The sequence below is a fragment of the Mobiluncus curtisii ATCC 43063 genome (genome assembly GCF_000196535.1).
In the GTDB taxonomy this organism is placed as follows: Bacteria; Actinomycetota; Actinomycetes; order Actinomycetales; family Actinomycetaceae; genus Mobiluncus; species Mobiluncus curtisii.
Genome location: NC_014246.1, coordinates 1,116,024 through 1,130,305 on the forward strand (window position 1 = coordinate 1,116,024; position 14,282 = coordinate 1,130,305).

The following is a 14,282-nucleotide window of genomic DNA, read 5'->3' on the forward strand; positions in this document are numbered from 1 at the left end:
TCGGGCAGACAATGACTATTTGCCCGCGTACCAGAGCAGCAAACGTTCCACTTCTGCCTGTAAGGCGGCGTTACCGTTACGGGAATACTTGCGAGGATCAACCAGCTGGGGACCTTGCGCCAAATCCTTACGGACCTCGGCGGTATAGACCACATTCAGGTGTGTGGAGACGTTAATCTTGGTCATCCCCGCTTTAATGGCAGCGCGCATCCCGCCATCGGAAACTCCGGAAGAACCGTGCAAGACCAGCGGAACCGGCACGGCTTGCTTAATGGCAGAAATCAGTTCCGTGTCCAACGTGGCATCCCGCGAGGTCATCGCGTGTGATGACCCCACTGCTACCGCCAGCAAGTCCACGCCGGTATCTGCCACGAATTTGGCGGCATCCTCCGGATCTGTCCGTGCGCTCGGGTCGTGGACTCCATTCTTGCCGCCGACCTCGCCTAATTCGGCTTCGACGCTCACGCCACGGTCGTGACACCACTGGGTAATCTGGGCGGTGGTGTCACGGTTTTGCGCATCCGGCAGTTTGGAGCCGTCATACATAATCGAGGTAAAGCCCAAATCTACCGCCGCGCGGCACAGGTCGAGGTCCTCAGCGTGATCGAGGTGCGCTACGACCGGGACTTTTGCCTGTTCGGCGAGTTTGAGTACGGCGCAACCGATGGGGTCGATCCAGCCATGATGGTACTTAACAGCGTTTTGGGACAGCTGCAGAATCACCGGGAGGTTTACGGCTTCTGCCGCGGCGATTTGGGCTTCGCCATGCTCCAGCAGCACCACGTTGAAAGCGCCCAGTCCGACTCCCTCCGAGGCGGCCTCAGCAGCAAGTTTACGTATATCACACAGCATTTATGCACTCCATTCTTCAGTTCGAAAAGTCATTTTAGTGGCAATTGTTGCCACCATTTCGGTCTGTACCGCGCCCGCGACCGCGACTGGAACCGCGGCAGCTGACCAGGAAACCGCACGCCCGAGAGCCTCGTGCGTCGGCAGGTTTTCGGACCTGGCAGACAGGAACCCGGCTACTGCCGCGTCTCCCGCTCCGGTGGGGTTGCCTGCCAAAGTCATCCCGGGGGCTGCCCACTCGACTTGCAAAAGGGCGGTGCGAGCGGACGCGCCGGGATGCTCCACGTATGCCAGCCCATCTTTTCCTGCTGAAATCAGCAACGCGCGTGCCCCCAGGTCCAGCAAAGCGCGTGCCGCGGCGGGCAACTCAGTAATACCGGTGGCGCCGCGCAGTTCTGCCACATTCGGTTTGAGACAATCCGCGCCTGCCCGCGCCGCTTCGAGCAGGTATTCTCCGGACGTGTCCACCAACACCCAGCAGCCTAGATCGTGCAGACCGGCGATTAGCCGATCTAGCATCCCCGCGGGGCTACCCTGGGCGAAAGAACCATTGATGCTGACGATAGCCTGGGGAGACGCCCAGTTCAGCTGCAGAGCCTCCCGCCACGGCTGTTCCCAACTCTGCGTAACTTCAGCAGGTGTCAGAGTGCCATAGTTTGGACCGGCCTCGTTGAAAACTGTGGCATCTCCCGCTGCAACGATGGCGACGGATTGGCGGTTTAGAAATGGCATGGGCAAAGCCTGGAAACTAAAGTTTCCGTGCCGCTCTAGGGTTCGTTTTTGCAGGTCAGCGAGATATTCCGGGGATGAGAAAAATCCGACTGCGCGGGCGGGATACCCCATCTGTGCCAGCACTGAAGCGGTGTTGAGACCCTTACCTCCGGCACGGTAAACGAAATCTTCGACCCGGTGGGTGGCGCCGACTTGGAGAGCATCCACCGTGTAGGTGATGTCTAAGGCAGGGTTGGGAGTAAACGTGATTATCTGGGGCATCGGAGTCTCTCCAAAGAAACTTATGACGGGCGGGTGAGGGGAACAATCGGTACCTGGGCTTTTGCGAAGGCCTGCGCCGCGACCCCCAACAGTTGTGCTTGAGACCCAAAGCGTGACAAGGAAAACTTGGGTTCGGGCAGGTTCACGAGATGCGTGGCGGTCGCTTGGCGAAGCCTCTCTAGGTAGTCGGGACCTTCCTGGGATTGTCCTCCGCCCACGATGACTTCCAAATCTCCCAAAGTCGCCAGGCTGGCGGCGAGGACCACTCCCAATGCCTGCGTGGCGGTTTCGATTACGTGGTGAGCGCACTGGTCGCCTTCCCGTTCGCGCTGGAACACGTCACGAGACGTGGGGCGGGCAGTTTCCGGGGAGAGACCTTTCAGAAGGGCATAGCGACGGGCGGTGTATTCGGCGGACGCAATTCGTTCCAGGGGGAGATGGGTCGCCTGTGCAGGAATTGGTGCTGTGGCTTTCCCCAGGTAGTTCAAATCCGGATTGGGGAGCAGAATCTGACCGATTTCTCCGGAGAAGCCGCTACGGTTCAGTACCTGCCCATTGAGCACGATTCCTGCCGAGATACCCGTCCCGATAGCGACGAAAAAGCATTCCTTGCGTCCCGTGAACAGGGCTTCGCCTAACGCCCCGGAACGAACGTCATGTCCCAGCGCAAGGGAACAACCCAGGGCTTCCTCTAAACGATCGCGCATAGGAAAGCGACCCCAGCCCAGATTAGCTGAGGTGATGGTCATTCCAGTGTCTTCCACCATCACGCCGGGAACGCCCACCCCAACGGCTTGGCACACCCGCGCCGCCGGCAGTGCGGTGCCGTCGGCGTCGCGGATTTTGCCCTGGCGCAACGCCTGTTGAATCTGCAGATACTGGTCGTTAATCTGTGCAATCAGCCCGACCGCACCACCGGTGGAAGTGGGCAGGGTGGGCAGCTTCACCAGTGAACCCCGGTTGGACACGAAAGCCACCTTGGTGTCGGTCCCCCCGACGTCAAAAGCTAACGCATAGACCGGGGCGGAATCGGGGTGGGCTGTCGAAAGCTCCTCGGGTGGCATCTGTCCCTCCATGGGCATGAGGTGTAGACGGGCGCGGAATTAGGACAGAATCACTGAACGGGTCAGGTGACGCGGGGTGTCAGGATTCAGCCCCCGGTGTTCCGCCCTTGCTACCGCGACGCGTTGCAGCAGCACCAGGGACGCCATCGGATCGTAGTCGTGGTGGACCAAAGTGGCGCCGGTAGCCGCGATTTGCGTCTCCATACCCTGCGGGATGGCGCCAAAAATCCAGGTGATACGGTTTGGCTCGGCGATGGAAATCGGTCCGTGGCGGTATTCCATTGCGGGATAGGACTCGGTCCAGGATTGCGAGGCTTCGCGCATCTTTAGCGCGGCTTCGTTGGCGAGACCGTAAGTCCAGCCGGTGCCGAGGAAAGTGAACTGCTCCGCATCGATGAACGCAGCGGGAATTTCTGCATTTACAGCCGCGGTGCAATCGGCAATAGCCTTCGTCAGGTCCTCCCCAAGGCTGGCACGCAGCAAAGCCAGGGCCGTAGTGGCAAAGCGTGTCTGCACGACCGACGTTTCATCCGCAAAGTCCAAAACAAGTTCCCGGTCGGTAAAGGGCGTGGCGGGACCGTTGCCGACGGCAGTAATTAAACGGGTGGGAACCTTGCCGTGCAAGGCTTTGAGGATATCAATAATCTCCGTGGTGGTGCCCGAACGAGACAGGGTGATGACCATGTCATAGTGGCGAGTCAGGGGGAATTCGGTGGCGGTAAAAGCGTCAGAAACTCCGTGTCCGGCGACTTCCCTGGCTCGGCAATAGGCTTGTGCCATGAACCAGGAGGTGCCACAGCCAATCATGGCGACGCTCTGACCCTTTTTCGGGAAAAACTGAGAGTCCAGGGACACGAGCAGGTCAATGGCTCGTTTCCAAGTTTCGGGTTGGCTGGCGATTTCCTCAGCGGTGATGCTCATGGCGGTGTGTTCTCCCTACAAAATCGACGACATTTTTCAGAAATAAAAATACCACGCAAGCAGAAGTAAATTGTTTAAAACTGATTTAAATTTCATGTTAGAGACATATTAAATCAATCAGGAGGCAAGGCGTATGGCATATCAATCATTTCGACTGACCAAAATCCTCGATCTAGTGTTGGAAAACGGCTCAATTCAGGTAGAGGACATCGAAACCCTGCTGGGGGTGTCTCCCGCCACCGCACGCCGCGATTTGGACAAATTGGCATCTCAACAGATGATTACCCGGGTTCGGGGAGGAGCAGTAGCGAATCCACTGTCAGGAGATTTGCCGCTGCGGTATCGCCCCGTCAACCAAGGCAGGATCAAGCAACGTCTGGCGAAAGCGGCTGCCAAAATGGTGAAACCGGGAGATGTTATCGGCTTGAACGGAGGAACCACCACTACGGAAGTTTCTCGCGAACTGGCGCTGCGTGTTGCGAAAGATTCCGCGTTTCAACGCCAGGGGATTACGGTCGTCACGAACGCCATTAACATCGCTAACGAACTGGCGCTACGCCCCCAAATCAAAGTCATCGTGGTGGGTGGGACGCTACGCCCCTGTTCTTATGAAGTCGTGGGCAATATGTCCGGACTGGTATTGGACAATTTGGCAATGTCGCGAGTGTTTTTGGCAGTGGTCAGCATTGACGTGAACCGTGGTTTATTCAATGATGACTTGTTGGAGGCAGAAACGAACGCTGATTTTCTACGTTCCGCGCAACGAGTGACCGTGGTGGCAGATAGTTCCAAATTCTCCGCGTTGGGAACCGCCCGGATTTGCGATTTTGCTCCGATTGACGAAATCCTCACGGATAGTGTCGAAGCGCATTGCTTAGAAGCGCTGGAAAGCTACGGTATCGAGGTGCTGACAGCCTAGAACCGATAACCAAATAAATTAAGTTGTTTAAACAGCGCCAAAACACTTATAAAAATCATTGTCGGGTTTAGCTGCACTTTCACGTTCGCTTTTCCGCCTCGAGAAATGCGTCTGCCGGAAACTCACTTCAGGGAGGATTGAGTAGCTGCCCTCGCTGAGAACAGTCCCCGAAATTCAACGGCGGAAAATTGCTTACAAGCCGCAAAAGTTATAGAGTTGTTATTTGCGTGTTCTCTGTCCGAGGCCACCTGTTACCGTTGATATTGCGTAAGTATGCGCCGGCAATATCAGGGCAGGTAGAGCGAGGGATGAGATGTTCAAACGCCGCAGCGCATCGAGATTTTCCAGGCTGATTGCCGCGACCGTGTGCGCGGGGGAGCCGGTTTGAAAATCCCGACCATCTATACGACATAAAGGAAACGGAAATCTTGGCTACGAAATCCAAAGAATCCTCCACTCACCCTTTCCGGGTGTCTTTTGCCCAAATTGATGAACCGATGGCACCGCCGAATTTGTTGGCGCTGCAGACCGAATCTTTTGACTGGTTCCTGGGGAACGAAGCCTGGCAGGAACGCGTCAAGGAAGCCGACAAAACCGGTGACAAGCACGTCCCCCGCACTTCGGGACTGCAAGAAATTTTGAACGAGATGAGCCCTATCGAGGACAATGGCGGCACCATGTGCCTGTCCTTTAAGGACTACACCTTGGAAAGCCCGCACTACACCATCGACGAATGCAAGGACAAGGACCTGACCTACAATGCGCCGATGTACGTAACCGCGGAATTCATTACCTACGAAACCGGCGAAATTAAGACCCAAACCGTGTTCTTGGGCGAATTCCCGCTGATGACCCCGCGCGGAACCTTCATCGTTAACGGTACCGAGCGTGTGGTCGTGTCCCAGCTGGTGCGTTCCCCCGGTGTGTACTTCGAAAAGACTGCTGACAAGACCTCCGACCGTGACATTTACCTGGGTAAGGTCATTCCCTCCCGCGGTGCTTGGCTGGAATTCGAGATTGACAAGAAGGACACAGTCGGGGTGCGTATCGACCGCAAGCGCAAGCAGTCCGCGACTATTTTCCTCAAGGCGCTGGGGATGAGCGTTGGTGAAATCCGCGAGGCTTTCCACGACTTCCCGTTGATGCTGGAAACCTTGGAAAAAGATGGCGCGATTGAAACCCAGGATCAGGCCCTGGAGGACATCTACCGCAAGATTCGTCCCGGCGAGCCGCCCAGCGCGGAGGCCGGACGTAACCTGCTGCACAACTTTTACACCAACCCCAAGCGCTACGACCTCGCCGAGGTCGGACGCTACAAAATCAACAAGAAGCTCGGTGTGGAGAGGGAAATGGGCGAACGCACCCTGGACCTGACCGACATCGTGGCTGCGTTCCGCTACTTGTTGGCACTGCGCGCTGGGGATGACACGGTTGCGGTCAAGGACGCTGCTGGTCAGGAAACCGAACTGCATATCAAGACGGATGACATCGACCACTTTGGCAACCGCCGGGTGCGTCCGGTCGGCGAGCTTATCCAGATGCAGGTGCGCACGGGCATGTCCCGCATGGAGCGCACGGTAAAGGAACGCATGTCCACCCAGGACGTCGAAGCCATTACCCCGAACTCCCTCATTAACATCCGTCCCGTTGTGGCAGCCATCAAAGAGTTCTTTGGAACTTCGCAGCTGTCGCAGTTCATGGATCAAAACAACCCGTTGGCAGGTCTGACGCACAAGCGCCGTCTGTCGGCTTTGGGTCCGGGCGGTCTGTCCCGAGACCGGGCGGGGATGGAAGTTCGTGACGTGCACCCTTCCCACTACGGGCGGATGTGCCCGGTGGAGACTCCCGAAGGTCCGAACATTGGTTTGATTGGTTCGCTGGCAACTTTCGCGCGCATCAACCCATACGGTTTTGTGGAAACTCCCTACCGCGTGGTCAAGGACGGCGTGGTCACCAACGAAATCCACTACATCACTGCGGACGATGAAGAGGGCAAAAACATCGCCCAGGCCTCCGCGCAGCTCACGAAAGATGGGCACTTCGTAGAGTCCACCGTGCTGTGCCGTTCTACCGGCGGCGACCCGGTGCTGGTCAGCCCGGAAGAAGTCGACTTGATGGACGTATCGGCTCGTCAGATGGTGTCGGTCGCGACCGCGATGATTCCGTTCCTGGAACACGATGACGCGAACCGCGCTCTGATGGGTGCAAACATGCAGCGCCAGGCAGTGCCGCTGCTAAAGACTGAAGCTCCCCTGGTGGGCACCGGTATCGAGAAACGCGCCGCGATTGACGCCGGCGATGTGGTCGTTGCCAAGAAGGGCGGTGTCGTCACCGAGGTCAGCGCCGATTTGGTGCGTCTCCAGGAAGATGACGGCGAAACCCGCCTCTACACGCTCGAAAAGTTCAAGCGTTCCAACCAGGGCAACTGCTATAACCAGCAGGCTATCGTTGACGAAGGCGACCGGGTCGAAGCCGGAGACGTGCTGGCTGACGGTCCCGCTACCGACGGCGGAGAAATGGCTCTGGGCAAGAACCTGCTGGTGGCGTACATGTCCTGGGAAGGGCTGAACTACGAGGACGCCATTATCTTGAGTCAGCGGGTCGTTTCTGAGGACTTGCTGACTTCGATTCACATCGAGGAACACGAAATCGATGCCCGTGATACGAAACTGGGCGAGGAAGAAATCACGCGGGATATTCCCAACGTTTCTGAAGCAGCTCGCAAGGACCTGGACGAACGCGGCATTATCCGCGTCGGTGCCGAGGTCAATGCGGGTGACATCCTGGTCGGTAAAGTGACCCCCAAGGGTGAAACCGAGCTGACCAGTGAGGAACGCCTGCTGCGTGCCATCCTGGGCGAAAAGGCACGGGAAGCGCGTGACACTTCCCTGCGGGTTCCCCACGGTGAATCCGGCATCGTCATCGGGGTAAAGGAATTCACCGATGAGGACGACGACGCCGCGCTCGGACCTGGCGTAAAGCACATGGTTCGCGTCTTTATCGCCCAGCGTCGCAAGATGACGGTCGGCGACAAGATGGCTGGTCGTCACGGTAACAAGGGCTGTGTCTCCAAGATTCTGCCGGTCGAGGACATGCCGTTCCTCGAGGATGGTACCCCGGTAGACATTATCTTGAACCCGATGGGTGTGCCCGGTCGTATGAACCTGGGTCAGGTACTTGAGTTCCACTTGGGCTGGTTGGCTCACGAGGGCTGGGATGTCAGTGAAGCCCGCAAGGCCGGTGAAGAGTGGGCACAGCGGGTTCCGCTGGAAGTCTGCGAGCCGGGACAGCACGTGGCGACCCCCGTGTTCGACGGTGCCGAGGCAGACGAGATTACCGGTCTGTTGCGAAACACCCGCGTCCGCGAGGACTTCGACCGTCCGCTCATCGACGAAATGGGCAAAGCGAAGCTGTTCGACGGTCGTTCCGGGGAACCTTTCCCGTACCCGATTGCTATCGGATACAAGTACATGCTGAAACTGCACCACTTGGTCGATGACAAGATTCACGCCCGTTCCACCGGTCCTTACTCCATGATTACCCAGCAGCCGTTGGGTGGTAAGGCCCAGTTCGGTGGTCAGCGCTTCGGTGAGATGGAGGTGTGGGCTATGGAGGCGTACGGCGCCGCCTATGCCCTCCAGGAACTGTTGACGGTGAAATCCGATGACGTGCAAGGACGCGTGCGGGTTTACGAATCTATCGTGCGTGGCGAGGACCTGCCCCAGCCGGGCATTCCGGAATCTTTCCGCGTGTTGATGCAGGAAATGCGTTCGCTGTGCCTGAACGTGGAAGCACTGGATGCGGCCGGAAACGCCATCGACTTGCGCGATGATGAAGATGAAGCCAGCCGCGGACCCAACAGTCTCGGCTTCGACTTGGGCAAACGACCCAACGCCCCCGGCCTATTGACGACCGATGAATTCATGAACGCCTAAAACGGACCGGAAGAAGAGGAAAGAAAACACATGTTGGATGCAAACAAGTTTGACAAGTTGCACATCGGTCTGGCGACCGAGGACGACATTAACAGCTGGTCCCACGGCGAAGTCAAGAAGCCGGAAACCATCAACTACCGGACGCTGAAGCCTGAGAAAGAAGGCTTGTTCGACGAACGAATCTTCGGACCGACCCGTGACTGGGAATGTGCCTGCGGGAAGTACAAGCGCGTCCGCTACAAGGGTATTGTCTGCGAACGCTGCGGGGTGGAAGTCACCCGTTCCAAGGTGCGTCGCGAGCGGATGGGTCACATTAAACTCGCTGCTCCCGTCACGCATATTTGGTACTTCAAGGGCGTGCCTTCTCGGCTTGGTTACCTGCTGAATATCGCTCCGAAAGACCTGGAAAAGGTCATCTACTTCGCGGCGTACATGATTACCGACGTTGACGAGGAACGCCGCCACAAGGACCTTGCCGATATGCAAAAGGAATCCGACCTGGCTCGTGAACAAATCGAAAAGAACCGTGACCTGGACATCGAAAAGCGTGCCCAAAAGATGGAACAGGATATGGCGGCGCTGGAAAAGGAAGGCGCCGAGAAATCCGAAATCGACAAGGTCAAGCGCAACGGTGAAAAGGAAATGCGCGCGCTGCGCCACCAGGCTGAGTCTGACTTGAAACTGCATGACGAAGTTTGGGACCGGTTTAAGAGCCTGAAGGTCGGCGACCTGGAGGGTAACGAGCTGGTCTATCGCGAAATGTACGCCCTGTACGGCACCTATTTCAAGGGCGGTATGGGCGCGCAGGCGGTAAAGGATCGCTTGGAGTCTTTCGACCTGGAAGCGGAAGCCGAAGCGCTGAAAGAGGTCGTGGAGAGCAAGACTGGCCAACAGAAAACTCGCGCCCTGAAGCGCCTGAAAGTCATTAATGCGTTCCTCCAGACCGGCAAGCCGGCGTCGGCGATGGTGCTGGATTCAATTCCGGTCATTCCCCCGGACCTGCGCCCCATGGTGCAGCTGGACGGTGGACGCTTCGCGACTTCTGACCTAAATGATCTGTACCGCCGCGTCATCAACCGCAACAACCGTTTGAATCGTTTGCAGGAATTGAAGGCCCCGGACATCATCGTCAACAACGAGAAGCGGATGTTGCAAGAGGCCGTGGACGCCCTGTTTGACAACGGTCGGCGTGGACGTCCGGTGACCGGACCGGGTAACCGTCCGTTGAAGTCCCTGTCCGATATGCTCAAGGGTAAGCAGGGGCGGTTCCGTCAGAACCTGCTGGGTAAGCGCGTGGACTATTCCGGACGTTCCGTTATCGTGGTTGGTCCGCAGTTGAAGTTGCACCAGTGTGGCTTGCCCAAGACGATGGCTCTGGAGCTGTTCAAGCCTTTCGTGATGAAAGTCTTGGTGGAAAACGGCGAAGCCAAGAACGTGAAGGCTGCCAAGCGGATGGTGGAGCGGCAAAACGCCCAGGTTTGGGACGTTTTGGACGAGGTTATTACCAACCACCCGGTGCTGTTGAACCGTGCTCCTACCCTGCACCGTTTGGGTATCCAGGCCTTCGAGCCGCTGCTGGTGGAAGGTAAGGCTATTCAGCTGCACCCGCTGGTCTGTGGCGCGTTCAACGCGGACTTTGACGGCGACCAAATGGCAGTTCACGTTCCGCTATCGGCAGAAGCCCAGGCTGAGGCGCGCGTGCTGATGCTGTCGTCGAACAACATCTTGAAGCCTTCGGACGGTCGTCCGGTGACCATGCCCTCCCAGGACATGATTATCGGTATTTACCACCTGACCTCGGAAGAAGATCCGGAAATGGTTCATGCTCCGCGGTTTGACCCCGACGGCAACCGGGTGCTGAAGTACTACACAAGCCCTGCCGAAGCCCGCCTGGCTTATGACAATGGCGACCTGGCTTTGCAGGAAACCTGCGTGATCCGCATGGAACCGGGCGACTTGCCTCCGGAGGATATGGAAATGCCGGAGGGCTGGCAGCCGGGAGAACGCTTCGAGCTGAAGACCTCCCTGGGGCGCGTCATCTTTAATGACTCGCTGCCGCGCGATTACCCGTTCGTCAACTACGTGGTAGAGAAAAAGAAACTCGGCAAAATCGTCAACGATTTGGCGGAGCTGTATAAAAAGGCCGATATTGAGGTGTCCCTGGATGCCCTCAAGTCCTTCGGTTTCCACTGGTCGACCTGGTCCGGAATCACGATTTCCTTCACGGACGTGGTGCCGCCTTCGACCAAGCCCGCCATTTTGGAAAAGTACGAAAACCTCGCTTCTGATGTCCAAGCCGACTACGACCTGGGTGCCATCACCGAGGACGAACGCTACAGCGCCTTGATTGACCTGTGGCGAGCCTGCACGAATGAAGTGGCAGAGGAAATGCGCGAGAACTTCCCCGAACGCAACAATGTGTACCGCATGGTGAAGTCCGGGGCTCGTGGTAACTGGTCTCAGATTCAACAGATTGCCGGTATGCGCGGTCTGGTGTCCGACCCGAAGCAGCGCCTGATTGAGCGCCCGATTAAGTCGAACTACCGCGAAGGTCTGTCCGTGTTGGAGTACTTCATCGCGACCCACGGTGCGCGTAAGGGTCTGGCGGATACGGCTTTGCGTACTGCCGAATCCGGGTACCTGACCCGTCGTCTGGTGGACGTGTCTCAGGACGTCATCATCCGTGAGGAAGACTGCGGGACTCGCAAGGGCTTGAACATTACCATCGGTTTCGTCAACGAGGATGGTCAGATTGAACCCGACGAGCTGGTCGAGACCACCGCTTTTGCGCGGACTTTGGCAGTTGACGCGGTAGACGAAGCTGGAAACGTCGTGCTGGAAGCCGGGCAGGATGTCGGTGACGTGGCGATTAAGAAGCTGCTCAAGGCCGGCATCACCCAGATTAAGGTACGTTCTGTGCTGACTTGTGACGCACCGGTGGGGACCTGCGCGGCTTGCTACGGGCGGTCTCTGGCTACCGGCAAGCGCGTGGACATTGGCGAGGCCGTCGGTATTATTGCCGCGCAGTCCATTGGTGAGCCCGGTACGCAGCTGACGATGCGTACCTTCCACACCGGTGGTGCGGCTTCGGCTGCCGATATTACCCAGGGTCTGCCGCGTGTGCAGGAGCTGTTTGAAGCGCGGACCCCCAAGGGTGAAGCCACCATCACCGAGGCAGCCGGTCGGGTAAAGATAAACGACGACCCGTCCGGTCCGCGTGAGGTCATCATCACTCGTGACGACGGCAAGGAAGACCTGGTCATCGAGGTGTCTCGCCGCCAGGCACTGCTGGTCTCCGACGGCGATCACCTGGAGGTGGGCGACCGCCTGACCCAGGGTCCCATCGACCCGAAGAAGCTGCTGCGCGTGAAAGGCCAAGCTGAAACCCAGCGTTCCCTGGTCAACGAAGTACAGCAGGTCTACCACAGCCAGGGCGTAGACATTCACGCCAAGCACATCGAGGTCATCGTGCGACAGATGCTGCGCCGCGTGACCGTGCTGGAATCCGGCGACACCATGCTGCTGCCCGGTCAGCTCATCGACCAGGCGAAGTTCCGCGAGGAAAACAAGCGGGTCGTGACACAGGGCAAACAGCCGGCTTCGGCGCGTTCCGAACTGATGGGTATCACCAAGGCGTCCTTGGCTACCGATTCCTGGCTGTCCGCGGCTTCTTTCCAGGAAACCACGAAGGTTCTGACCAACGCGGCAATGGAAGGCATCGACGATCCGCTGTCGGGTCTGAAGGAAAACGTCATCCTGGGCAAGCTGATTCCGGCTGGTACCGGTCTGAGCCGTTACCGTCGCGTGGAAATCAAGCCTTCCGCGGGCGGTCACGAAGTGTTGATGTCGCAGTTGCCTTACAGCGACACGACCGGATTCGGACTGTTCGATGACGATGTCGACCTGGAACACCCGTGGGGATAGGGTCGAAGCTGCCCGACCAGCCGTGATTTCAGGGTTGAAGCGGGTTTAATTCAATAGTTTGGGAGTTCCCGGTTCACCAGTTTGCGCTGGCGGACCGGGAACTTCAGTTTTTCAATGCTCGGTTGGTAGGGTTATTCCTATGGGAATGCTTGATAAGGCAAAAGGGATGGTGCAGGCGGTAAAGCCTGGTGTAATCAGTGATAGGGGCAGCGCCGGCGCGGAAGCGGAGCGTGCTAACGCGGCAAAAGCAGCCGAGCAGAAAGCATCCGGTTTGGAGGCCTGGCCGACCGGGATGCGTTTCGCGTTCGCTTTGGCAGCCAGCGCGCTGATAATTTTCCTGCTATCTCTGATAGCCGGGGTGTTCATGCCGACTTTCCTGGCATTTTCGCTGGCGTTGGCGGTGCGCCCGGCGTCAGAATGGCTGATTCGCCATCGCTGGCCGGTGGGGTTGGCGGCTTTGGTTAACATTGTGCTGCTGTTCGCCATCCTGTTCATCATGCTGGGGTTGATTGCGATTGCTATCACCGCAATGGTGACTGAACTGCCTCGCTACGGCGCAAAGTTCCAGGCTCTCTATGAACATGCCATCAACCAGCTGGATCGGCGTGGCTTCGACACTTCTGCCGTGCTAGATTCCTGGAAGAACGTGGACATAAACCGGGTATTTTCCTACCTCTCCGGCTTTGCTAACCAGATTAGCGGGGCTGGAACCACCCTGTTCTTTATCATCATGGTGGCGATCTTCGTGGTCGGAGACACCGTGGTGGTGCGACGTCGCGCCGCCGAGTTGGCATCCTATGCTCCCGGTTTCGCCATCGCCCTGCGCAACTTTTCCCTGCGGGTGCGGACCTACTTCCTGATGACCACCGTTTTTGGTGCCGTAGTAGCACTGGTGGACGTCGGAATTCTCTATGCGTTTGGGGTGCCGACCCCCTGGACCTGGGGTATCCTCGCTTTCGTCGCGAACTACATTCCCGCGGTGGGATTCATTCTGTCCATGATTCCCCCAATCCTGCTGGCTTTGGCGCTAGATGGAGTGTGGCCCGCCGTTGGGGTATTCATCGGTTACATGGTTGCGTCGCTGCTGTTCCTGAATATTTTGCAGCCCCGCATTGCCGGGAACGCGGTGGGCTTGAACGCCACTGTTTCGTTCCTATCTTTGATGGTCTGGTCCACGGTGATGGGTCCGCTGGGTGCGATTTTGGCAGTGCCCCTGACGCTGTTCTTTAAAGCGATTTTCGTGGATTCTGACCCGCGCACGGCATGGATTGATGTGTTCTTCCGTCCTTCCGATGCCCCCACCTCCCTGGTGACGAGCCGTGAATTCCGTGACCGTGACGGTGATGGTGTCGACGACACCACCGGGATACCCCGAGGCATAGATACGCGACTGCGTGAGGAACAAATCCAGGACGCGGCAGAAAAAGAACGCGCGCGGGCGCAAGCCACCCTGGAAGAGCTGAACCAGGAGGCTTTGGAGCAAGCCGCGGAAAAGGCTGAAAAAGAGAAAGCCAAGAAGGTCGACCCGTCCGCGAAAACCGCGGAGTAGCGGTAAATCTTGCAGATCCTGCCGGGCTGGATTCCCCGATGCGAAATCTGGCGGTCCGCTGGCTAGCGCAGGAAGTCAGGGCGCGGGCTATCAATTAGCAAATGCGCGCGACTGCGGGCAGGCGCACG

8 protein-coding genes are annotated in these 14,282 nt (G+C 57.9%); 4 read left to right on the forward strand and 4 right to left on the reverse strand.

The genetic code is table 11. The features are described 5' to 3' along the window. Positions 1–15: 15 nt before the first annotated feature. From HMPREF0573_RS04745 to HMPREF0573_RS04760, 4 genes are read right to left on the reverse strand one after another with little or no spacing between them, the layout of a single operon-like run. On the reverse strand, positions 16–852 hold the full coding sequence (locus tag HMPREF0573_RS04745) for a class II fructose-bisphosphate aldolase (protein ID WP_013189052.1): 837 nt from the start codon (positions 850–852) through the stop codon (positions 16–18). Beyond that, positions 853–1,842 (reverse strand): 1-phosphofructokinase family hexose kinase, encoded by a 990-nt coding sequence (locus HMPREF0573_RS04750; protein WP_013189053.1) that lies wholly within the window; start codon positions 1,840–1,842, stop codon positions 853–855. A gap of 20 nt (positions 1,843–1,862) precedes the next feature. Beyond that, a complete protein-coding gene (locus HMPREF0573_RS04755) occupies positions 1,863–2,924 on the reverse strand; it encodes an ROK family protein (protein WP_013189054.1) in 1,062 nt (353 codons plus the stop codon). A 21-nt stretch (positions 2,925–2,945) separates the two neighbouring features. Then, on the reverse strand, positions 2,946–3,827 hold the full coding sequence (locus tag HMPREF0573_RS04760) for an SIS domain-containing protein (RefSeq protein WP_004011219.1): 882 nt from the start codon (positions 3,825–3,827) through the stop codon (positions 2,946–2,948). Between the two features lie 133 nt (positions 3,828–3,960). On the opposite strand from HMPREF0573_RS04760, the gene HMPREF0573_RS04765 reads away from it, so the two are divergent. The 4 genes from HMPREF0573_RS04765 (at position 3,961) to HMPREF0573_RS04780 (ending at position 14,154) form a co-directional block, all read left to right on the forward strand. Next, a complete protein-coding gene (locus HMPREF0573_RS04765; RefSeq protein WP_013189055.1) occupies positions 3,961–4,746 on the forward strand; it encodes a DeoR/GlpR family DNA-binding transcription regulator in 786 nt (261 codons plus the stop codon). Between the two features lie 428 nt (positions 4,747–5,174). Further along, a complete protein-coding gene (rpoB, locus tag HMPREF0573_RS04770; RefSeq protein ID WP_004007472.1) occupies positions 5,175–8,681 on the forward strand; it encodes a DNA-directed RNA polymerase subunit beta in 3,507 nt (1,168 codons plus the stop codon). A 30-nt stretch (positions 8,682–8,711) separates the two neighbouring features. Next, entirely contained in the window at positions 8,712–12,605 is a 3,894-nt protein-coding gene (locus HMPREF0573_RS04775; protein WP_004008915.1) for a DNA-directed RNA polymerase subunit beta', read from the forward strand. 139 nt (positions 12,606–12,744) lie between these two features. Next, positions 12,745–14,154, forward strand: a complete 1,410-nt coding sequence (locus tag HMPREF0573_RS04780) for an AI-2E family transporter (RefSeq protein ID WP_004007470.1) — start codon at positions 12,745–12,747, stop codon at positions 14,152–14,154. Positions 14,155–14,282 lie beyond the last annotated feature (128 nt).